Annotated in this window: 19 protein-coding genes and 1 pseudogene; 10 read left to right on the top strand and 10 right to left on the bottom strand. The window is 72.9% G+C overall.

All coding sequences use genetic code 11. The annotated features are described in order from the left end of the window. Positions 1–85 precede the first annotated feature (85 nt). The 5 genes and pseudogenes from ACTWP8_RS01700 to ACTWP8_RS01680 form a co-directional block, all read right to left on the bottom strand. Positions 86–1,498, bottom strand: a pseudogene (locus ACTWP8_RS01700) (condensation protein); the annotation flags it as partial. A gap of 127 nt (positions 1,499–1,625) precedes the next feature. Next, positions 1,626–6,467 (bottom strand): alpha-(1->3)-arabinofuranosyltransferase domain-containing protein, encoded by a 4,842-nt coding sequence (locus ACTWP8_RS01695; RefSeq protein WP_443320333.1) that lies wholly within the window; start codon positions 6,465–6,467, stop codon positions 1,626–1,628. Between the two features lie 82 nt (positions 6,468–6,549). Beyond that, a complete protein-coding gene (locus tag ACTWP8_RS01690; protein ID WP_443320332.1) occupies positions 6,550–7,290 on the bottom strand; it encodes a class I SAM-dependent methyltransferase in 741 nt (246 codons plus the stop codon). A 6-nt stretch (positions 7,291–7,296) separates the two neighbouring features. After that, positions 7,297–8,559 carry a glycosyltransferase family 4 protein gene (locus ACTWP8_RS01685; RefSeq protein ID WP_443320331.1) on the bottom strand — a complete coding sequence of 421 codons (1,263 nt, stop codon included), beginning with the start codon at positions 8,557–8,559 and terminating at the stop codon, positions 7,297–7,299. 245 nt (positions 8,560–8,804) lie between these two features. Beyond that, positions 8,805–9,824 (bottom strand): DUF3068 domain-containing protein, encoded by a 1,020-nt coding sequence (locus tag ACTWP8_RS01680; protein WP_443320329.1) that lies wholly within the window; start codon positions 9,822–9,824, stop codon positions 8,805–8,807. Positions 9,825–9,993: 169 nt separating this feature from the next. Here ACTWP8_RS01680 and ACTWP8_RS01675 point away from each other — a divergent pair, with 169 nt between their 5' ends. The 3 genes from ACTWP8_RS01675 (at position 9,994) to ACTWP8_RS01665 (ending at position 12,406) form a co-directional block, all read left to right on the top strand. Further along, complete coding sequence (locus ACTWP8_RS01675) at positions 9,994–10,221, top strand: hypothetical protein (RefSeq protein ID WP_443320457.1); 228 nt, start codon at positions 9,994–9,996, stop codon at positions 10,219–10,221. A 3-nt stretch (positions 10,222–10,224) separates the two neighbouring features. After that, positions 10,225–11,436, top strand: coding sequence for a helix-turn-helix domain-containing protein (locus ACTWP8_RS01670; RefSeq protein ID WP_443320328.1), 1,212 nt, complete (start codon positions 10,225–10,227; stop codon positions 11,434–11,436). A gap of 286 nt (positions 11,437–11,722) precedes the next feature. Continuing rightward, positions 11,723–12,406 carry an SCO2400 family protein gene (locus ACTWP8_RS01665; RefSeq protein ID WP_443320327.1) on the top strand — a complete coding sequence of 228 codons (684 nt, stop codon included), beginning with the start codon at positions 11,723–11,725 and terminating at the stop codon, positions 12,404–12,406. A 119-nt stretch (positions 12,407–12,525) separates the two neighbouring features. Here ACTWP8_RS01665 and ACTWP8_RS01660 read toward each other — a convergent pair whose 3' ends face one another. Beyond that, positions 12,526–12,963: a MarR family winged helix-turn-helix transcriptional regulator gene (locus tag ACTWP8_RS01660; RefSeq protein WP_443320326.1), complete on the bottom strand. Its 438-nt coding sequence runs from the start codon at positions 12,961–12,963 to the stop codon at positions 12,526–12,528. Positions 12,964–13,082: 119 nt separating this feature from the next. Here ACTWP8_RS01660 and ACTWP8_RS01655 point away from each other — a divergent pair, with 119 nt between their 5' ends. After that, a complete protein-coding gene (locus ACTWP8_RS01655) occupies positions 13,083–14,102 on the top strand; it encodes an NADP-dependent oxidoreductase (RefSeq protein ID WP_443320325.1) in 1,020 nt (339 codons plus the stop codon). A 166-nt stretch (positions 14,103–14,268) separates the two neighbouring features. Then, entirely contained in the window at positions 14,269–14,697 is a 429-nt protein-coding gene (locus ACTWP8_RS01650; RefSeq protein WP_443317233.1) for an organic hydroperoxide resistance protein, read from the top strand. Here the strand turns inward: ACTWP8_RS01650 and ACTWP8_RS01645 are convergent. Both ACTWP8_RS01645 and ACTWP8_RS01640 read right to left on the bottom strand, forming a co-directional pair. Next, entirely contained in the window at positions 14,690–15,181 is a 492-nt protein-coding gene (locus ACTWP8_RS01645; RefSeq protein WP_443320324.1) for a hypothetical protein, read from the bottom strand. The genes ACTWP8_RS01650 and ACTWP8_RS01645 overlap by 8 nt on opposite strands. 9 nt (positions 15,182–15,190) lie before the next feature. Next, entirely contained in the window at positions 15,191–15,664 is a 474-nt protein-coding gene (locus ACTWP8_RS01640; protein WP_443320323.1) for a cupredoxin domain-containing protein, read from the bottom strand. 161 nt (positions 15,665–15,825) lie between these two features. On the opposite strand from ACTWP8_RS01640, the gene ACTWP8_RS01635 reads away from it, so the two are divergent. Genes ACTWP8_RS01635 through ACTWP8_RS01620 form a run of 4 tightly spaced genes read left to right on the top strand, consistent with a single transcriptional unit; the run spans position 15,826 to position 18,770 of the window. Continuing rightward, positions 15,826–16,404 (top strand): RNA polymerase sigma factor, encoded by a 579-nt coding sequence (locus ACTWP8_RS01635; RefSeq protein WP_443320322.1) that lies wholly within the window; start codon positions 15,826–15,828, stop codon positions 16,402–16,404. Further along, entirely contained in the window at positions 16,401–17,222 is an 822-nt protein-coding gene (locus ACTWP8_RS01630) for a hypothetical protein (RefSeq protein ID WP_443320321.1), read from the top strand. The genes ACTWP8_RS01635 and ACTWP8_RS01630 overlap by 4 nt, the downstream gene beginning before the upstream one ends. Before the next feature lie 16 nt (positions 17,223–17,238). After that, the gene (locus ACTWP8_RS01625) at positions 17,239–18,069 is read left to right on the top strand and encodes an EI24 domain-containing protein (protein ID WP_443320320.1); all 831 of its coding nucleotides are present in this window, start codon (positions 17,239–17,241) and stop codon (positions 18,067–18,069) included. A 20-nt stretch (positions 18,070–18,089) separates the two neighbouring features. Beyond that, positions 18,090–18,770 carry a lysostaphin resistance A-like protein gene (locus tag ACTWP8_RS01620; RefSeq protein ID WP_443320319.1) on the top strand — a complete coding sequence of 227 codons (681 nt, stop codon included), beginning with the start codon at positions 18,090–18,092 and terminating at the stop codon, positions 18,768–18,770. 175 nt (positions 18,771–18,945) lie between these two features. On the opposite strand, the gene ACTWP8_RS01615 is transcribed toward ACTWP8_RS01620, so the two are convergent. Then, complete coding sequence (locus ACTWP8_RS01615; protein ID WP_443320318.1) at positions 18,946–20,241, bottom strand: pyroglutamyl peptidase; 1,296 nt, start codon at positions 20,239–20,241, stop codon at positions 18,946–18,948. 169 nt (positions 20,242–20,410) lie between these two features. On the opposite strand from ACTWP8_RS01615, the gene ACTWP8_RS01610 reads away from it, so the two are divergent. After that, complete coding sequence (locus ACTWP8_RS01610) at positions 20,411–20,722, top strand: hypothetical protein (protein ID WP_443320317.1); 312 nt, start codon at positions 20,411–20,413, stop codon at positions 20,720–20,722. 195 nt (positions 20,723–20,917) lie between these two features. Here ACTWP8_RS01610 and ACTWP8_RS01605 read toward each other — a convergent pair whose 3' ends face one another. Next, positions 20,918–21,547, bottom strand: coding sequence for a TetR/AcrR family transcriptional regulator (locus tag ACTWP8_RS01605; RefSeq protein ID WP_443320316.1), 630 nt, complete (start codon positions 21,545–21,547; stop codon positions 20,918–20,920). Positions 21,548–21,632 lie beyond the last annotated feature (85 nt).

The raw sequence follows: 21,632 nt of genomic DNA, 5'->3' as shown, positions 1-21,632 counted from the left end.
CGCCGGGCCGGTCCGGCCGTACGGAACTGGGCGGTCCGGCAGCCGGGATGCCGCCGTGGGGCGGAGCGCCGTGGCCAAGGCCCGCGTCCTGCACCGCTGTTGCGGCCAGGGCGCGTTCGAAGACGTGGGCCAGGGCAGCCGCCGCGTCGTCGTCCAGCAGGGCGCGCGACCAGCGCAGGGCGAGGTGAATACGGCCGGACGTGCTCGCAGTCGTCACCGTCAGGCCGCGAGGCATCCGCGCCGGGGCCGAGAACCAGACGGCGCGGGCGCGCCCCGCGTCGCCGAAGTCCAGCGGGTACGGGACACGGCCGATGTTGCTCAGCAGCGTCGTCGACGTCCACGGAGCGGCCGCTCGCCGCAGCCCGCGCGTCACCGCGGCCCGTACCCCCACCGGCAGCACGGGCGCGGTGAGCAGCGCCACTCCCCGGCCGAGCGGAGGCCGTGGCGCGGCCTTCAGGGCACGGGTGCGCTCGGCGGTACGGCGCAGCAGGCGGGCGACGGCCTCCGGGTCCGGCCGCTCGGCGGTCAGCAGCTCCTCGTCGGCCGGGTCGCCCGGGGCGACGGGGACCTCGACGAGCCGGGTGCCGTTGCCGATCGGCATCTCGGTACCGCGGGGCCGGTCGTCCACCGGCATCGTGATGCGGATGGGTCCGGTGGCCCGGTCGTGAAGGTGGTTCCAGCGGGCCACCATCAGGGCGGTGGCGACGAGGAGTTGGTCGTTGACGGTGTACGGGGGCGGGCCCGCGCCGGGGGTGCGGGGTGCGCGGCGCGGCACGGGGAGATCGGCGATGAGCATGCCGTTGCCGGTGGCTCCGGTCTTCACGTCGGGGGCGATTCGCGCGGGCCTGGCCCACGGGGAGCCGCCGCGCGCGGAGGCCCGCGCCTCTCCGGCCTCCACGGCGGAGGCCGCCCCGGCGGCCGCTCCGGACGGTCGTACGGACTGCCGTACGGGCGGGGGCGCGGGGGAGTTGTCGGCGCCCCCGTACAGCTCGGCCGCCGTCGCCAGGACGCGCAGGCAGGCAGGGCCGTCCAGGGCGGTGTGGTTGATGGTGAGCAGCAGAACGCTGCCGTCGTGGCCCTCGTCTTCCGGGCCCGGCGTGATCACTTCGAGCCTGACGGGCGGCGAACTCGTCAGCGGCGGGCAGACGGAGAGAGCGCGGGCGCGGGCCTGGGCGAGGGCGTCGGGGCCGGGCGGGGGGAAGGTCACGGGGTCCGTGTCGGGGGCATCGGCGAGCTCCCACTCGTACCGCCGCCGGTACCAGCGGTTCCGCGCCTCCCGCATCAGGATCCGCGGATGCCGCAGAAGCGCTTGCGCGAAGGCGGCGCGCAGCCGCTCGGGTTCGAGCCGCCCGGGCACGTGGACCTCGATGTGCACGGTCTCGGGTTCCTCGTCCTGCAGGCAGTGCCGGGAGACCTCGTCCACGGTGCCGAAGGGAATCCGCGACACGGGTTGCCCTCCGGGCGGGTTGTGCCGCTGGGCGGGTTGGAGGGCGGTCATGCGTTGTCCTCTTCCGAGGGGGTTGAGTGGGCTGGGTCGCTGTTTGGCGGGTGGGTGTGCGGAGTCTCTTGTGGGTGGTGTGGGTTGGGGTGTGCTTGCCCTCCGGGCGGGGCGTGGTGGAGGGCGGTCATTGGTCGTCCTCTCGGGGGCGGATTGCGTCGGCGGACGGGCGGGGCGTAGGCGTGGCGGACCGCTGCCCCATCGGCAAGGTGGTTCCGGGCCGTCTCCGCGGGAGGGCTCTCTGACCTGCTGGGTCGTCTTGGGGCGAGGTGGAGCGCCCCGGCAGGGCGTCAGGTTCCTCTCCTGGAAGAGCAGTTGGACTCGCACCGTCTTCGGCCCGGCCCCGGGACCGCAGGCCATTGGTGCCGAGCCGTCGGCGCGGCTCCGGTGCCGTGACCGGCGTGCTCCCGGGCCCACGGGCCGTGACCACCGGCCCCGCCGTGCGGCGCGGTTGGTTCGCCCAACCGGACCGCGGTCTGTCGGGCGGTGCCGCCGACGTGGCCGGGCCCGGAGCGCCCCGTAACGGAGTTACCGCCGTACTGGGCCCGCCCCGTCCGCCACCGCCAGTTGGGCTCAGGGGGAGGGTGGCCGTCGTGCCCGAGCCGGAGGGGTTCGCGACATCGGGGCGAACCGGCACCGACGGGTGCGAGGCCGTCCCCGCCGGCGCCCGGTTCGGGCGGTCCGCGGTCACCAGGGCCGCCACCAGTGCCACGAGAGCCAGTGCCTGCGCGGGCGCGCCGAACGCGCCCTCGTCGACCGCGACCGGCTCACCCGCTCCCGTCGCCGCCGCGACGCCCGCGCCCGCCATCGCCACCAGGGCGATCGGGACCAGCAGTCCCGGCCGCAGGCGGGCGACGACGGTGAGCGCGAGTACGACCAGCGCCATCGGCCCGGCGACGACGGCCACGACGGCCGTCAGTGCCACCGTGCCCAGGACCCAGCCAGGGGCCGGGGCCGGGGGCGGCAGCGGGAGGTTCACGTTGCGACCGCCCGCGCGGTGCGCCCCCGCGCCCGCAAGCGCCGCACCCGACATCGCACCCGACTCCGCACCCGAACCCACACCCGCGGCCCCCCTGCGGCGGACCAAGGCCAGGCCCGCCAGCAGGACCACGCCCACCACGCCGCCGATGAGCCCGGCCTCGTACAGCCGCGCCGGTTCGTACTCGAGCCGCACCGTGCCGCCCTCCCCCGCGGGGATGAGCCAGGCCTGCTGCCAGCCGTCGAGCCGCAGCGGGGTCAGCTCCTCGCCGTTCAGGGTGGCCTTCCACCCGTCGTTGGCGTTCTCGTACGTCTGGAGGTACGAGGCCTGGCCCGCGCCGACCGTCACCGTGCGGCGGTCGCCGCCCCAGTCCGTCGCCTTGACGGTCCTGGCGGCCGCCGGGGACACAGCCGGCGCCTCGCCGCGCGACAGCGTGACGTCCGTCAGGGCGAGCGGACCCGCGTCACCGGCCTCCACCACATGGCGCCCCGCGCCCAGTTCGAGTCTGCCGTCCTTCGCAGGTCCCGCACACAGCTCCACGTCCACCGGCCGACGCTCCGTCAGATCCCGTACGAGCCCTGACGCCTTCGTCGCGTGCAGCGTTCCGTCAACGGCCAGCGGCGGGCCCTCCCCGCACGGCACGGAGAACTTCTCGTCCGGCCCCGGCGCGGGAACCCGCAGGTCGTCGAGCGCGGGCACGTACACCTCGCTCAGCCCGGCCGGCAGCTGCAACTGGCTGTCCGCGATCGGGTTGTGGAGTGTCAGCGGTGCGGTGCGGCTGATGGTGATGTCCAGCCGGTCCGTCGTGATGGGGTCGAAGCGGGCCTGGCCGTTCTTGTCCACACCCGCCGTCGCCGCGCCGTCGGGGGAGCTGATCAGTACCTCCTCGGGCCGCGTCGACACGCCGCCCGCGGCCGCGAAGACGATCTCGCCGATCTCCTTCTTGCCCGGCCAGCGCAGGTGGATGACGGGCCGGTCACCGGCGATCCACGCCGTCGTCAGGTCGCCGTCCACGAGGTTCCGCGGGCTCAGCGACAGGCCCGAGCGGCTCGTGGAGTCGGCGGTTGCGGTGATCCGGTCGCGCTTGCCGGGCGCGACACGGTCGAGGAGCCGGTCCAGCGCGTCGCCGGGAACGGGCAGAGCCTGGGCACGGATCCGGTACTCCGCGCCCGGTCCCGTACGGAACTGGCGGTGCAGGCCCACTTCCGCCGACGCCGGGGACAGGCCGCCCGGGTCGCTGCCGCGGTGCAGCGAGTACACCTCGGACGCCGAGGACCCTGAGGACGCCGAGGACGCCGCGCCCGCACCCTCCGCGTCACGCGGCAGCGCCAGCAGCCGCGTGACCTGGATCTCCGGGATCGTCACCTCGGAGAACCCGGCGCCCGAAAGGCCGGCCCTGGCCTCCTGCGAGGCGAGGATCCGGATCCGCAGCCACGTCGCCTCGCCCTCCGGCGCCTTGACGCTCTGCGGTGCGCCGTTCGGCTGCAGCGGGCTGTCGGCGCGGCCCTTGTCGGTCTCCACCCGCACGAGCGTGGGCGCGGCCCGCATCCCATTGCCGGGCAGCGGGGTCACCTGGATCGAGGACGGAACGTCGACCGGTGAGGAGAAGGCGATACGGAGCCACTGGCCCGCCGGCTCTCCCGCGCTGCCCTCCGCCCACGCCGTGTCCGGATTGCCGTCGAAGGCGTTCACCGGGTCGTACTGAGGGAGGTGGAACAGCCAGTTGCCGCTGCTCGACGCGGTCACCGACTTCGCGCCGCGCAGCACGGCCGTCGTCTGGTGTCCGGTGCCCTGGGTGGGCAGGATCTGCTTCGGCTGCTCGCCCGGGTCCTGGAGGCTGTCCGGGTGGTTCCGCTCGGACGCCGTATACGTGTAGGACGTGTTGGAGTTGACGAGCCCGAAGCGGGTGTCGGCGCGGCGCAGGCCGTCCGCCACGGCCTTGAGCGGCGGGCTGCCGATGCCCGGGTGGTTGTCCCCGGTGAGCACGGCGGGCCGGTCCCGCATCGCCGGGTCGGCGGACAGCTGCAGCAGGGCCTCCGGACCGCCGCTGACGACGGCTGTGCCGTCGACCGGCTTCAGCGCCACTTGTTTCGGCCGCTCGGGACCGGGCTCACCGCCCTCACCCGGCGCCGGCTCGTAGACCTCGACGGCCTGCAGGCGCGGAAAGATGCCCTGCACCTGGACCGGCGTGTCGTCGGGGATACGCCCGCCGGTGACCAGCGGGCCGAAGCCCGCGACCTTGCGGTAGCCGGAGGACTCCAGCGTCCGCTTGACGGTCTGCGGCGGCACGTAGCCGATCTGGTCGGGGTCGAGGTCGTTGCGCACCACCACGTCGTACAGCCCGGCGCGGCCCAGGAAGTCGCGCAGGCCCGGCACTTCACCGCCGCTCGTCAGCGCCTGCTCGACCGCGTCCATGGCGCGGCGCGAGCCCGGGGTGCCGAACGGCACGTAGTCGCGCTGCGCCCAGCGGGACTCGGCGAGCACGTCGAGGGGCTGGTCGATGGGCGAGCCCCAGGTGTAGATGCCATGCGCGGTGGCGGGGACGACGAGCGCGCGGTTGTCGGGCGCGTGCGTCTCCAGCCAGTGCGCCGCACTGCTCCAGTACGTGGGCAGCTTCTTGAACGGACCCGGCTGGAGGATGCTGCCGTTGACGTACGGCCAGGCCAGGCCGGGGAGGACGAGCAGCGCGGCGATGGCACATGTATATCGGCGCGCAGCGCCTCCGTTGAGGGTGGTGGTGGGCGACGGGTGGGAGTGGCGGCGGCCCGGCAGGGGGCGGGTGCCGCGCCGCTCCGCGGCCACGGCCGTCAGGTGCGCGAGTCCGAAGGCCAGCGCGAGGGCGAGCCCCGGCTGGAACTTGTAGATGTTGCGGAAGGGCCTGAGGGTGCCGTCGAGCCAGGTCCGCACGGTCTCGTGGAACGGCGCGCCGAGCGCACCGCCGTATCCCGCGAGGGCGACGAGGACGACGGCCAGCACGGTCAGCAGCAGCCAGCGCCGCTCCGGCAGGTCGCGGCGGGCCAGGCCGCCGAGCCCGAGCGCGGCGGCGAAGGCGGAGCACAGCACGACGACGACCGCCGTGGCCACGGTCCAGCCCGCCGGCAGCCAGGCCTCGCCGAAGTTGAGATACCCGACCCAGTTGCCCGCCCCGCGCAGCAGCTCGGTCGCCGACATGGTGCCGGTGGTGGTCTCCGCCTGCTCGACGTACGGCATGAAGTCCTCGCCGTAGACCCCGAGCAGCAGCAGGGGTACCACCCACCAGGCGGTGGCCAGCGCCACGCCCGGAATCCACCACGCCAGGACCGCGCGTTTGCGTGGCCCGCGGGGGCGGCTGAGCAGATAGAGGCCGGCCGGCAGCAGGGATGCGAGCGTCGAGGCCGCGTTGACGCCGCCCATGAAGGGGATCAGCAGTGCCGAGCGCGCGGCCGCGACCCGCGGGCGCAACGAACCGCGGGTCAGCGGCAGCAGCACCCACGGCAGCAGCGCGCCGGGCAGCACGGCGGCCGAAGTGGAGCCGATGACCACGGTGAACGTCGGCCACAGGGCGTACGCGACCGCGGCCAGTAGCCGGGTCGCGGGCGAGCCCACCCGCAGCCGTTCGGCCAGCCGCAGCGCGCCCCAGAAGGCGGTGGTGACGATGAGCGACAGCCACAGCCGCTCGGCGAGCCACACCGGGACGTGGGCGAGGTCCATGAGTGCGTAGTACGGCAGGACCGGGAAGGCGTAGCCGATGTACTGGTCGGCGATCACGCCGAAGTCCGCCCGGTTGTGCCACAGTTCGCCGAGGTCCCCGATGAACTTCAGCGGGTCGAGCGCCACACCCAGCTTGGTCTCGAAGGTCATCTTCCCCGGCGAGACGGCGAGGAAGGCGACGAGGACGAGCGCCCAGAATCCGAGGAGCCAGCGGCGGCTCCGCGGCCGGTCGGTGGGCGTGGGGGACGGGGCGGGTGCGGGCGCGGGTGTTTGCGGAGGCGCCTGAACGGTGCTGCTCATGGAGACCTCAGGGGGCTGGGGAGGAGATTCCGGGCGGCGGCCGGGTGCGGCCCCGGAGCGGGATGGGCGTTACGTCCGCTGCTCATGGGCGCCTCCGCAGAATGAGAAGGAGGTTCCAGGTGGCGACTTCGCGCAGCCCCGGCACCCGCGTCACCGCGTCCGCGAGGAAGGGCCAGTAGCGCGAGCGCGCCGAGACCACGCTTACGTCCTCGCGGCCGCGCACATGCCGGAGGGTCGGGCCGATGTGGATCCGGAAGAGGTTCTCGCCGACGGCGTGCTTGGCGCTGCGGCCGGTGCGCCGCCGGTAGCGCTCGCGGGCGCGCTCGGCGCCCAGGTAGTGCCAGGGGGCGGTCTCGTGACCGCCCCACGGCGAGAGCCAGTTGGTGAACGACACGTAGATCAGCCCGCCGGGGCGGGTGACCCGCACCATCTCGCTGAGGAAGGTCTGCGGGTCGGCCACGTGCTCCAGCACATTGGAGGAGAAGCACACGTCCGCCGTTCCGTCGGCGAGCGGCAGCAGATAGCCGTCGGCGACCACGGCACCGTCCGGAGTCCGCCCGCGCGCGGCGAGTTCGCGCAGGTCCGGCTCGAAGAGGTAGCAGTGGGCGCCGTGGCGGCGGAACTCCTCGGTGAAGTGCCCGCTTCCGCCGCCGACGTCGACGACCACCCGGCCGGCCAGCGGTACGTACCGTGCGACCTGCGCGGCGGCGTCGCGCGCCAGCAGGTCGTAGCACCGCTCGGGTTCGGTCTGTTCGCTGAGAAAGGCCCGGAAGAGCGTGATGGATCTCCGTATGGAGGGGTCCTTGAGGGCGGGCTTACGCACGGCGGCTCACCTCCCGGCCGGTGCCGCGCCGCCTCTTCCCGTGCCGGCGCCGGTGCCCTTGCCCTTGCCGGTGCCGGTACGCAGGTCCGTGCCCGTATGTGCGCTCGTACTCGCGTGGTACGCCTCGGCGGCCACGGCGCGGAACTGGCGGACCGTACCGCTCCAGCGGTACCGGGCCGCCCGCTGCGCCGCCGCGCGACCCAGCGCCTCGCGCCGCTCGCCGCTGAGCCCGAGCGCGCACCAGGCGGCGGCGAACGAGCTCTCGCCGCGCGCCAGCAGGCCCGTCACGCCGTCCTCGACGGAGTCCCGCAGGCCAGGGATGTCGAAGCCGATGGCGGGTGTGGCGCGGGCTGCCGCCTCGGTGACCACCAGGCCCCAGCCCTCGACCAGGGACGGGTGCAGCAGCAGCCACGCCTCGCACAGCAGCCGGTGCTTCTCGGCCTCCGGGACCCGGCCGGTGAAGACGACACCGGGTCCCGCCATCGCCTCGAGCCGCTGCCGCTCGGGCCCGTCGCCGACGATGACCAGCCGCCCGCCGGTGACCGGGCGGACCCGCTCCCAGAGCCGCAGCAGCAGGTCGATCCGCTTGTACTCGACGAGCCGGCCCATGGCCAGGAACATCGGCTCCCGCGACTTCGGCAGCAGCGCGCCCGGCTCCTCGACGCCGTTGGGGACGATCCTGATCCGCTCGCGGGCGACGCCGATGCGGCGCAGCGCGGAGGCGGTCGAGCCGGAGACGGCGACCATCAGATTGCGGCGGTGCGCGCCGGCCAGGGCCCAGTGCTCCAGCTTGCGGCCGAGGCGGGCGGCGGGGCCGGGGTAGCGCAGGGACCACAGATCGGTGTGGACGTGGTTGACCAGGCACAGCGTGGGGCCGCGGTGCCACAGCGGGGCGAGGTACGGCATGCCGTTGCAGACCTCGACGAGCAGGTCGCAGTCGCCGACCTGGCGGGCGAACGCCCGCTTGGCGCGCAGGAAGTGGCCCGCGTCGCCGCCCGCGGACACCACCCGGTAGTCGCGGTACGCGGCGGGCCCGCCGCACAGCAGCGTGACCTGGTGGCCGTCCGCCGTGAGGCCTTCCGCGATGCGGTCGATGAGGAGTTCCGAGCCGCCGGCGGCGGGGTTGCCGAGGTCGCGGCGGGCGAGGAAGACGATCCGGCGGGGGAGCGGGGGAGGGCCGGAAGGGATGGCCCTCGCGGGGGTGTGGGCGGTGGCGGGGAGGGCAGCCGGGACGGGCCTGGCCAGGGGCGGAGGGACGTGCTGGGGCATGGGTGCTCCAACTCGTTTTCAGGGGTGCGGAACCGGTGTGGGGAGGGTTGGCACCTGTTGTGGGGGGTGGTCAGCCGCCCGCGAGCTGGGCAATTCCGGGGGACCACGGGCGGCGGGTTGCGCGTGGGGTGGATAGTTTTCGCCGGTGTGTTCGGTGCGGCTACTCACCGGGATGACAATTTCGCCTCCTCCAAAAGCTGATGACTCATCACATTGCTCAGCACTCCGGGAAGTCGGTGAACGGATCAGCCGCTCGGCCGTACGGGTTCCGCGCCAGGCCGTACGGCACCGGGACCCGGCCCGGCGGATGCTGCGCTGGGCCGTACGGGTCGCTGCCGCCCGCGGGCCGCCAGCACCGCGCCCACCACGGCCAGCACCGCCCCCGCCGCGCCGCCGCCCACCGGCAGGGTCTCCCCGACGAGTTCCAGCCTCCCGCTGTCGCCCGAGGCCAGCGCCACCTGCTCGCGCTGCGTGGCCGGGGTGAACTCGAGTCCGTCGCTCTGCAGGAGCGTGACCGCGTCGCGCCTGGCGCCGGGCGCGCGCAGCGTCTTTTTCGGGGCGATCTTGGCGTTGATGATCCGGCCGGTGCGCCGGTCGGCGACCAGCTCGATCCCGCCGTTGGCGTACCACTCCTCGGCGAGCACCTGGCCCTGCTTCGGCCGGCCGACGAGCGTGCCCGGCACCTGCCGGGTGCCGGTCCGGGTGGGCTTCACGGTCCCGGTGAAGCGGTAGCCCTCGTATCCCTGGATCTTCTTGGTGCCGGCGAAGCGGAGCGGGACGGTTGCGCCCAGTGTGTTGTCCCACCAGCGGTAGCCGCGCTTCTCCAGACCGAAGGGGAACTTGAGGTACGCCTCGCCCTCGAAGGACGGGGTCTCGTCGCAGCAGTGCACGGGACGGTTGGTGCGACGGTCGGTGACCCAGCGCTCGGTGGTCCACTGCAGCGCCTTGCGCGGGTCCTTCAACGGCAGCGTCTTGGGCGTGTCGATGGTCGTGGACACATCCCACACGGCGACACCGCCGCGCTCGCTGTCGGCGACATCGCCCAGCACCCGGCGGGTCACGGTGATGTCCTGGTCGTCCTGGACGGCCAGCGCATCGGCGTCGAAGTAGCTGCCCTTGCCGGTGAAGACGGTCGTGACGTTCACGTCGATGGGCGTCTGCCTGGCACGCGGCTCGACGTACCAGGCCAGCAGCGGGGCGAGGGCCAGGAGGAAGACACCGAGCCCCAGCAGGATCAGGGAAAACGGAGAGGCTGAACGGCGCATGGGGGGACCCCGTTCGTTACCGGTGAGTTACATGGTCTATGGGCCGGGAACCGTAGGACGCTCTTGACGGAGTGTCAATGGGCTCCCACACTGGGCCACTACCGGACCGGGCCGGTGCGCTGCTGGGTGCAACCCTCAACTCCTCGTCGGACAGAGAGGCTCGTCGCCCATGCACAGACTGCTCGCCGCCATCTTGACCTGCATGGCGGCCGCCGCGCTCGCGTTCGGCGCCGCCGTCGGGATCGTCGCCGCTCTGAGCGCCACGCCGGAGCAGCCCAACGTGCCGTTGGTGTCCTTCCCCCACGGGACCGCGGGCTCGTCGCAGCAGGACCAGCGGCAGCCGGACTCGAAGCAGCCGGACTCGCAAGGGCCGGACTCGCAGCAGCCGGAGCCGTGAGCCGTGGCCGCGCGCTCCGTCTGGCAGGACGTACCGCGCGTACGGGTGCGCCAGTTCGCCGCCCTCGCCACGAATGAACTGCCCCAGCTGGCCCAGGACATCCTGAGCGAGATCCGCCGCGAGTTCCCCGGGCTGCCGGTGGTCCTCGACGAGTCGGGTGAGCCGATGGCCCTGATCGGCATACGGCGAGCGCTCGCGCACTTCGTCGAGCACCTGACCGCGGGGACGGAGTCGGCGAGCGTCCACCCCGAGGTCTTCCAGGACTTCGGGCGCGGCGAAGTCATCCAGGGCCGCAGCCTCGACTCGCTTCAGGCCATCTACCGGCTCGGGGTGCGGCTCGCCTGGCGCAGGCTCGCCGAGATCGGGCAGAAAGTCGAGATCCCGCCACCCGCGATGTACGAGCTCGTGGAGTCCGGCTTCGAGTATCTCGACGGTCTGGTGGCCCAGTCCGTACGCGGCTACGCCGAGGCCATCGCCCGGCAGGCCGGGGAACGGCTGCGGCTCCAGCGCAAGCTCATCGAGCTTCTGCTGTCCGAGCACCGCGGCGACCCCACGGACGCGCTCGCGGAGCACGCGGCCAGGATCGGCTGGCAGCTGCCCTCGCAGGTGGCGGTGGCGGTGCTGCTGCGCCCGGCGCGGGAGGCGGTCGCCCCCGCCGTCGGCCACGACGTACTCCTGGACATGGAGTGCGAACAGCCGCGCATGGTGGTGCCCGAGCCGGACGCGGCGGGGCGGGCGGAGCTGCTGCGCCGCGCGATGGCGGGCTGGTCGGGGGCGATCGGGCCGCCGGTGCCGCTGGCCGAGGCGGCCAAGTCGCTGCGCTGGGCTGGGACCGCGGTACGGCTGATGGACCGCGGGCTGCTGCCCTCGGGCCAGGTGCTGTACTGCACCGAGCACACCGAGGCGCTCGTCCTGCTGCCGCCGGAGGAACTGGTCGACGACCTGGCGCGGCGCCGTCTCGCACCGCTGGCCGAGTGCGGGCCCGCGCACGGGCGCCGGCTGGCCGAAACGCTGCTGGCCTGGCTGGAGACGCGCGGCGGCGCGCCGGAGGTCGCGGCCCGGCTGGGGGTCCACCCGCAGACGGTCCGCTACCGGCTGCGGCAGATCCGCGAGCTGTGGGGCGACGACGTGGACGATCCGGACCGCCGCTTCGAGCTGGAACTGGTGCTACGGGCGCAGCGACTGCGCGGAGAACTGCAGGAGCCGTGGCGCTAGGCGGCGCGGGGCGAACGGCGCCGGTGCCCGCCGGTGGTGGCGCCCCACCCCGCAACTGTGGGGCTGCGCCCCTTGCCCACGGGCTCCGGTCCTGCGCCGCAGCCGCCGCAGCCCCACAGGGGCGGGGTGGGGGAGGAGCCTGCCGCAGGCGACGTGATCCGCAGCCATCCCGCGGCAATCGGTCCCTTCTGTCTGTGTATCCGTCTGCTCGGCACGCGGTCCAACACGGAATCCTCACAGGACACCGATGTAATCGTTACCCGTGACCCCATAACCTGCGTGCGCGATGGATTACTGCTCTTTCTGCCGACGACACCTCAACGGGGCTCTGTCCTGCCCGGGGTGCGGAAGGCCCATGGAGGACCTGGCGCCACTCCCCGAGTTCGCAGCGGCGGAAGAGGAGTCACCCGAGACCGGCCCCGACGTGCCTGCCGGAGGGCGTCGCGCCCACCGCCGCTCGTCCCGCGCCAAGCGGGCCGCGCCCCGCGGGCGGCGTGCGCGCCGCGGTCGGCGTGGCCGCCGCGTCGTGGTCGTCACCAGCGCTGTGCTCGGCTTCGCGCTGGTCGGCATGACCGTCGCGGAAGTCGCCACGGAAGGAGCCCTCCCCAGCCCCTTCTCGGAGGACGATGAGTCCTCGGCAGCCGTGTCCGAGGACCAGAACGGCACCAAGACCCCCAGCGCGTCCAGCAGTACGGGCCCCGGCTCCGAAAGCGGCGAACCGAGCGACAGCCCGTCGAGCAGCAAGAGCGCGGTGGACAAGGACAAGAAGGAGAAGAAGGCCGGCAAGTCACCGAGCCCCCGCGCCTCGTCCTCGTCTCCCCCCTCCACCGCCAAGGCTTCCCGAGCGGTCTCCACCCCGTCCCAGCCGCCACCCCCGCCTCCTCAGGACCCGGATCCTGCCCCCTCCAGTAAGCAGCCTGAGCCCGACCCGGAGCCGACGTGCACCCGGTTCCTGTGGTTCTGCACCTGAGGCACGCCGCTCACTGACTTCTGCGCCGGGACCCGGCCGTTGTCCGGTGCGCGGGGCCTGACCCACCACCCCGACGAAGCCCCCGGGGCCGGGCCGGCGCACGCCCCCGCGCCCGCGCGTCAGGACCCCGGGGCGTCCTCGCCCAGCATCCTGCGCAGCAGGTCCCGCAGCATCGTGCGCTCGACGGTCGTCAGACCGCCCAGCGGCTCGCGCGCGAAGTCCAGCGCGTCCCGCAGCCGGGACGCGGTCTCCCGCCCCTCGTCCGTCGGAGCGGCGAGCTTCACGCGGCGGTCGGCCGGGTCGGGCCGGCGCTCGACGAGCCCGCGCGTCTCGAGCCGGTCGACGATGCCCGTGATGTTCGACGGTTCGCACTTGAGCTGCTGAGCTATCCGCCGCATGGGCATCGGCTCGTGAGCGAGAAGCCACAGCACCCGCGCCTGCGCGCCCGTGAGGGAGTGCTTGGCGGCAGCGTCCTCGTACTCCTCGTGGTAGCGGGCCACGACGGCGCCGATGAGCTCGACGACCTCGAAGGTCAGGGGGTCGGTGCGAGGGACCATGACGCTCAGGCTACCGGTTTGCTTGACAACCTGAAACATCCAGGCGCATGGTTGTTTCAGTTTCTGAAGCATTTTGCTGCGGCGATCGGAAGCCGTGGCAGCAAGGAGGCACCCGCTCCATGTCCGAACTGCCGAAGACCGGCCGCGAATGGCACCTGGTGGCCCGCCCGCACGGCTGGCCGAAGCCCGAGGACTTCGCCCTGCGCGAGGCCGAGATCCCCGCGCCGGGACCCGGCCAGCTGCTGGTCCGTAACACCCACATGTCCGTGGACCCGTACATGCGCGGCCGGATGAACGACGTGAAGTCGTACGTGCCGCCGTTCCAGCTGGACGAGCCCATGCAGGGCGGTGCGGTGGGCCGGGTCATCGCCTCGGACGCCGAGGGCATCGCGGCCGGTGACCATGTCCTGCACCCCTTCGGCTGGCGCGAGTTCGCCGTCCTCGACGCCAAGCACGCGACGAAGGTGGACCCGGGGCTCGCGCCCCTCCCCGCCTACCTGGGCGTCCTCGGCATGCCGGGCCTGACCGCCTACGCGGGTCTGCTGGAGGTCGCCTCCTTCAAGGAGGGCGACGCCGTCTTCGTCTCCGGAGCGGCGGGCGCGGTCGGCAGCCAGGTGGGCCAGATCGCCAAGCTCAAGGGCGCCTCGCGGGTCATCGGCAGCGCGGGCTCCGACGAGAAGGTCAAGCTCCTGGTCGAGGAGTACGGCTTCGACGCCGCCTTCAACTACAAGCGCGGCCCGGTGGCCGAGCAGCTCAAGGAAGCCGCCCCCGACGGCATCGACGTCTACTTCGACAACGTCGGCGGTGAGCACCTGGAGGCGGCCATCAGCTCTCTCAACGTGCACGGCCGCGCCACGATCTGCGGAATGATCGCGCAGTACAACGAGACCGAGCCCACCCCCGCACCGCGCAACCTCGCCCTCGTCATCGGCAAGCGGCTCCGGCTGCAGGGGTTGCTCGTCCGGGACCACGACGCGCTGCAGCCCCAGTTCGTACAGGAAGTGTCCGGCTGGATCCGCTCCGGCGAGCTGAAGTACCGCGAGACCGTCGTCGAGGGGATCGACCACGCGGTGGACGCGTTCCTCGGCATGCTCCGTGGCGAGAACGTCGGCAAGATGATCGTCTCCCTCGGCGACTGAACCGCTCAAGCTGCTCAAACCGCTGAACCGCTGAACCGCTGAACCACCCCGGTGCCTGACGGGCCCCGTGCGGGGGCGCGTCAGGCACCCCCCAGACCGTCGCGACCGTGGGCGCGAGTCGCGGCGCCCGCACCCTTGTGTGCAAAAACCAGAAGGATCTCGCCACATGTCCGTCCAGACCATAGACGTCCTCTACACCGCGGTCGCCACCGCCGAGAACGGCCGCGACGGCCGCGTCGCCTCGGACGACGGCAACCTCGACGTCGTCGTCAACCCGCCCAAGGAGCTGGGTGGCAGCGGTGCCGGCACCAATCCGGAGCAGCTCTTCGCCGCCGGCTACGGCGCCTGCTTCCAGGGCGCGCTCGGCGTCGTCGCCCGCAGGGAGAAGGCCGATATCTCGGGCTCGCGTGTGACCACCAAGGTCGGCCTCGGCAAGACCGAAGCGGGCGGCTTCGGCATCGAGGTCGCGATCGAGGTCTCGATCCCGAACGTGGACCGGGCCACCGCGGAGCAGCTCGTCGAGGCGGCGCACCAGGTGTGCCCGTACTCCAACGCCACCCGCGGCAACATCAGGGTGGACCTCAGCGTCATCTGACGTCCTGCCGCCCTGCCGAGGGCCGTTCCCCGTGCCCGGGTGTGCGGGGGGTGGCCCTCGGCGCGGACCCGCCGTGACGTGCGTCGGCACGTACGGCGAGGTGTGCGACCGGCGGGATTGCCGCCAGGACGACGGTCCCGGCCGACTCGACCGCGATCGTGGTCGTCACCCACGGGGCGTCGATGGACTCCGTGAAGCCGAAGAGGCCGGAGGTCAGGCTGAGCACCAGCGCGCCGAGAGTCCCCGCCGTGAACAGCGCCCCGAGCGCCGCCACGATCCCCAGCCGGCGAACGCCCGCAACCAGCAGCACCACGGCGAGCAGCCCGCCCACGACCCCGTTGACCAGGAACAGTTCGCCGATGGTGGCCAGATTCCGGTAGCCCTCGTCCCACAGGTACACATGGATCGCGGCCATCGCCGCGGTCAGCCCGGCGCCCGCCAGCCGCAGAGCGATGAGGACGAGGAAAGCGATGCGACTGCGCATGGCGTTCGATCACCCTCCGTAGCCGGGCCTATCGGGTGTGTCCTGCTCGGCGGGCCCGCCGCCGCCCACCGTGATCTGGGTCTTCATGCCCAGGTCATCGTGTGCGTCGACCGGGCAGTAGACCTTGTACGTGCCGTCCCGCAGGGTCACGTCGAGGTTCGCCGACTCCCCGGGTTCCAGCGTCCTGGTCTTCTCCTCGCCGCCCGGACCCTCGATCTCCAGGGCGTGGTCGTTACTCCCGTTGTTCTTCGCGACGAAGGTGTAGTCACCCGCCGTGAAGGTCTTCTTGGACAGCTGCAGCGTGAAGTCCTTCATGTCCACGTCCACCCTGGTCGCCGTCTTGTCGCCGGTCCCTCGCCCGGCGGGCGGGGACGTGGTCTCCGCGCCCCCGTTCCCGTTGCCGTCCCCGCCGCCCCCGCACGCCACGAGGACACCCGCCAGCACTCCCCCCGCGATCCCCAGCCCCGCGCTTCTCCTGATCATTGTCTTCTCAGCCCTGTCGTGGTTGCGCATGTTCGCATGTAGTGGTTACGGACGAGCCGCGCCCCGGGATTGCCGAGCTGGGAGAATGGGCCGTGTGCGCGCACGCGGAGCGGCCCGGAGCAATCCCTCCGCCCGCCCCGGCCGTATCCAGGGACATGAGGATGGGCCTCCCCCTCGGCCGGGCCGCGGACGAGACGCTGCTCGCCGGGCTCACGACCGGCGACCCGGAGATCGCCGTCGCGTTCGTACGCCGCTTCCAGCGCACCGTCTACGGCGCCGCCATCGCCGTCGTCGGCGACCCGCAGCTGGCCGAGGACATCGCCCAGCAGACCTTCGAACGGGCATGGCGGCACGCCCAGATGTACGACTCGCGGCGCGGCTCCGTGAAGACCTGGCTGACGGCCATCGCGCACAACCTGGCGATCGACGCCGTCCGCGCCCGCAGGTCCACCCCGGTCGCTCCGGAGGACCTCGACGCCCTCCTCGACATCATGGTGACCGAGACCCCGGAGCAGCGGGCCGTCGCCGCCGAGTCGGCGCACCGCATCCGTACGGCGCTGGCGGCCCTGCCGCGCGAGCAGGCCCGGGCCCTGGTGATGGCCGGGATCTACGGGATGACCGCCCAGCAGGTCGCGGAATCGGAGAACATCCCGCTGGGCACCGCCAAGACACGGATCAGGACGGCCACGAGGAAACTGCGCACCGCTCTGGGAGCGGGGGACGAAGCGAGCCGGCCATGAATGACGACGACCGTGACCGCGAGCGCGACCGTAACCGCGACTACGGCCACGACCGCGCCGCCCGCGACCGCGACCTGACGTGCGAGGAGCTGCGGGACGGCCTCGGTGCAGAGCTGGCGCTCGGCGTACTCCCCGCCCAGGAGCGGGCCGCGGCCATCGCCCACCTCGACCGGTGCCCGGCGTGCCGGGAGCACATTGAGCAGCTCACGCTCGCCGTGGACGGCCTGCTGGGCCTGCTGCCCGGCAGCGAGCCGCCTGTCGGCTTCGAGAAGCGCGTCCTGAGCCGGATGCAGGTCTCCGGAGAGCTGCAGCGGCATCAGCGGCGCCGCCGCAGGCTCCGGCTCGCCGCGGCCGCCGCCGCCATCGCCGCGGCCTTCGGCTTCGGCGGCTGGGCGGTCGGCGCCGCCACCGACGGCTCGCGGCCCGCGTCCACGTCCGCTGCCCAACAGACCCTCCTCGCTGCCGACTTCACCACCGGAGGCCACCGGGTCGGGCAGGTCTTCGCCCACCCCGGCTCACCCGGCTGGATCTACATGTCGGTCGACCTGGAGGGCTACGGGCACCAGGATTATGGTGATTCGCCCGGCGGCAAGGTGCGGGACGGCAAGGTCAGCGGCAACGTCAGCGGCAAGGTCACCTGCGAGCTGGAGCGCACCGACGGCAGCACCACGGCCGTCGGCTCGTACACCCTGAAGGACGGCCACGGCTACTGGGGCGGCCCGGCCTCCGTCGACCCGGACACCCTCTCCGCCGCCCGCCTGGTCGCCGCCGACGGCTCCGTGCTCGCCACCGCTCGCTTCGACGCAGTGAGCCGCTGACAACTAGGCTGCCCCCATGCGCGATCTGGGGCTGGGCTTCGGCTACTTCATCAAGGGCCAGCGCTGGGTGGCCCGGCACGGTCGCTGGTGGGGCTTCGGGCTGCTGCCCGGCCTCATCACCCTCGTGTTCTACGGTGCGGCGCTCGTCGGCCTCGGCTTCTGGGCCGGCGACCTGACGGCCTGGGCGACGCCCTTCGCCGACGACTGGGGCTCGCCCTGGCAGGCCCTCTTCCGCGGCTTCCTCACCGCCCTGCTCTGCGCCTTCGGCCTGCTGCTCGCCGTCGTCTCCTTCACCGCGGTGACCCTGCTGATCGGCCAGCCCTTCTACGAGTCGCTGTCCGAGCAGGTCGACATCACCGAGGACGGCACCGCCCCCGAGTCCGGACTGCCGCTCTGGCGCGAGCTGTTGATCTCCGCCGTCGACAGCCTGTCCGTCGTGCTGCGGTTGGTCTGCTACGGGGTGCTGCTCTTCGCCCTCGGCTTCCTCCCCGTCATCGGCCAGACCGTGATCCCCGTGCTCGGCTTCTGCGTCTCCGGCTTCTTCCTCGCGGAAGAGCTCACCGCAGTTGCCCTCCAGCGCCGCGGCATCCGCCTCAAGCCGCGCCTCGCCCTGCTGCGCCGCCGCCGGACGCTGGCCCTCGGCTTCGGCGTGCCCCTGGTGCTGCTCTTCCTGCTGCCGCTCGTGGCCGTCTTCCTCATGCCCGGCGCGGTCGCGGGCGCGACGCTCCTGGCCCGCGACCTCCTGGGCGAAGGCGGGGATGGCGCCGGCGACGGGGACGACGGTGCGGGCGAGGACGCCGCCACGCCCGACCCCCTGGCGAAGCCTGCCGCGCCGTCCCAGGACTAGTACGCGATGCTGGTGCGGTCATGCGCATCCTCCTGGTCGTCGCGGTGCTCGCCGCCACGAACACACTCACCAACCGCCTTGCAGAGGTCTGGTACGTACCGCTGTGCCTGGTCGTGACGGCCCTGCTGCTGCTGATCGCCCGCTGGGACGGCCTCACCTGGTCCGATCTCGGGCTCGGCCGCGAAACGGCCCGCCGCGGCCTGCGCTGGGGCCTGGTGCTGGCCGGTGCCGTCCTCCTCGTCTACGGGATCGGGCTCGCCATTCCCTTCACGCGCGACGCCTTCCTGGACGAACGCGTCGAGAGCCTGTCCTCGGGCGAGCTGGTGGCGCGCGTACTGGTCCGCGTGCCGTTCGGCACCGTGCTGCTCGAGGAGACCGCGTTCCGCGGCGTCCTGTGGGCGATGCTCGTACGGCGGTGGGGTACCACGTGGGCCACGGCCGTCTCCTCGCTGCTGTTCGGGCTCTGGCACGTACTGCCGTCGCTCGGCCTCTCCCGGGCCAACGCGGCGGTCGGGTCAGTCTTCGGCACCGGTACGACCGGGATCGCGCTGTCCGTCGCGGCGGCGGTCGTCGGCACGGCCGTCGGCGGCGTCATCTTCTGCGAGCTGCGCCGCCGCTCCGGGAGCCTGATCGCCCCGGCGGCGCTGCACTTCGCCCTCAACGGCGAGGGCTATGTGCTCGCCTGGCTGGTCGGCACATAGCCCCCTGCCGCCGCTGGGCCGGTCTGACGGACCCTGCCCCCTGCCCCGCCCCTCCCCGAATCCAGGGCACCCGCCCCCTGCACTCCCTCGGGAAAGATCACGTTTGTCAACATCCCGTCAGGCTGGTGGCGTCGTAGGCACGTTGTGCTGCAGGAGGAGGGGCGAACACCTCCGATCAGTCGGTATCCGGGGAGTGAACCGGCGGCAGGGTGCCCGCGCCGACTCCGATGACCGCCCGCACCTGGGCGGTGATGGCCAGCCGGTTGTGGACGAAGTCGGGGTCGGTGACCTGACCCGTGGAGGGATCGGTGTTGCCCGCGCCGAACTGCAGGACGGGCGTGTGGAGATGCCCGCCCGGGACCTTCAGCCGCAGCGCGTCGCGCAGCAGGGTCGCGCGGTACGCGATCTCGTTGGACAGGTAGCTGCCGCCGCCGCCCGCGCGGGCCGTGGAGCCAGGAGTCGGCCCGTCCGGCCGGTTCACCGGCTCGCTGCCGCCCGCCGGGATCTCCGTGACGGCCGTGTTGTCGTACACCGGGAACTCGCCGGTGTCCGCGTCCACGATCGCCCGGTACGGCAGGCTGGTCGCCGTCCACTGCGGCTGCGGCTCGACGGTCGGGATCCCGTCCGGAATCGGCACGGTCTCGGTGCGCGACACATTCGCGTTGTCCGGGGAGCCGCCGCGCCAGGCCCCGTTGAAGCGCTCGACGTCGAACCGCCCGACCCGGCCCTGGCTGACGGTGGTGAACATGTCCACTTGCCGGGGACCGCTCCGGAAGTGCGGCAGCAGCGTCCGCTCGACCCTCCCGTCCGCGAAGTCGCCCCAACGGACGGGGAAGACAGCGGTCTCGATCCGGGCCGGCCCCGACGCCGTACGGATCGTGGTGCCGTCCAGCGCGAGTGCCGCCGCGCCCGACGGGTTGCTGCGGCGGATGTCCGCGTCCAGCTGGAACGGATCGAAGCCGGTGACCACGATCCGCTTGACGTCGCTGCCCGCGGGCAGCTCGATGGAGTCCTGTCCGCGTGACGTGCGCTCGAGGCGGGCGATCAGCGCGGCGCGCCGCTCCTCGGACAGATCGAAGGCCGGGGTCCACTCCCGCAGCGCCCTGCTCATACCGAGCCGTGCCCAGTACAGCGGCCTGTCGTCGTCCCGGCTCAGATCCCCGCCCGCGGGACCGCGACCCTGCACCCGGTCGACGGCGCGCTCCCACAGCCGCTGCCCGGACCGGCCGGTGAGCCGCGCGGCCTCGCCGTACGACCGTACGCCGCCGAGCGCCCGCGCGAACTCCGGTGCCAGCACGTCGAATCCGCTGCGCCGCAGGATCTCCTGAGCCGCGGGCTTCGCCAGCCGCTGCTCCTCCACGGTGAGCGCGGGCGCATCGGGGGACGCGGCGGCGGAGGTGGCCGTGGCCACGGGTGCGCACAGAGCCAGCGCGGCGCCAAGTACGGCTATGCGGGCGGATATCGATCTCATGGGGGGTCCTCCGGTCGCGTCGGAAGTCGATCACGTCACTGGAATGCGACGCAGTATTTCGCCCGGGCGGGCAGGACATCCAGACACACCGGCCTCATCGCTCACAGAACTCACAGAATTCACAGCTCCGCAGGGCGGGCGCGACACTGGAACCAAGGAGAAGACCGCCATGAACACGAAGACCACGAAGACCACAAAGGCCGCCGAGCACCCGCGCGAGGAATTCCGCCCCCCGCCGACTCCGGAGGAAGTCGTCGCGGCGGCGAGCGTGCTGTGGAAGGAGGAGGTCCTCAGGCTGGCGCAGACGCAGCAGCTCTCCCATCGGGCCTTCGAGGCGATCGGAACCCTCACGGATGCCGCACTCGACTGCGCGTACGCCACCGTGGTCGAGAGGAGGGCGAAGCAGCGCGCGCCGTCCGGCAGCGACCACCGGACGCGCCTCCGCCTCGCCGCCCACGGCGGCTACGCCCACGGCCGCTGAACCACGCCTGAGGCGATGTGCCGGACTCACCGCATCGGCCGGTCGGTCATCCGCGCCGATGCCGACGAGCCACATGCGTTGCGCCGCACTCCTTCCGCCCTAGGAGGTACCCCATGGGGTCCTCGACCGCGAACGGGGCGGAGCCGGCACCGCAGTTGGCAGCCCCTCACCCTGCGGCCGGTTGCCCGCGTCGCCTCAGCGGTCGGTTGCCGGGCCCTGATTCCCCTGCCGCAGCAGGGAGACGAGGGCACGGAAGGCCGCGGGCATGTCCACCGCCTCCGGGTCCAGCAGCCACTGGAACTGCATCCCATCCATCACCGCGATCAGCAGCGGCGCCGCCTGCTCCGGCGTGAGCCCCCCGGGCAGCCGCTCGCCGAACTCGCCGCGCAGCGCGGCGGCCGCATCCTCGCGCACCAACTCGTAGCGGTGCCGGAAGAACTCCTGTGCCGGGTGGCCCTCGGTCACGCTCTCGCCCAAGAGGGCGGAGAAGGTCTGGACGATGCCCTGCCGCGTCGCGTTGTACTCGACCAGCGAGGCGTAGAGGTCCAGCGGCCACGCCTCGCCGCCGGGCTTCGCGGCGCGCTGGGTGTCCCACTCGTCTCGTGCTTCGAGCACCGCGACGAGCAGCGCCGCCTTGGTGGGGAAGTAATGCAGCAACCCCTGTTGGGTGAGCCCGACTCGCTCGGCGACCGCGCTGAGGGAGGCCCCCCGGTACCCGCGCTCGGCGATGACGGCCATGGCCGCCCGCAGGATGGCCTCCCGCCGTTCCTCGCTGCGCGCCTCGCGCCCGCCGCCCCACCGTCCCGACTGCCGCTGCTCCGCCACGAGCCGAGCCTATCCACCCCCGATTGGTAACGAAACGATGACAACACCTACCGCTCGCACGGTAACGGGGCCAGGATGCTCCCCA

It is taken from the genome of Streptomyces sp. 7N604 (genome assembly GCF_052245475.1).
GTDB lineage: Bacteria > Actinomycetota > Actinomycetes > Streptomycetales > Streptomycetaceae > Streptomyces.
This window is presented reverse-complemented; position numbering and strand designations above follow the sequence as displayed.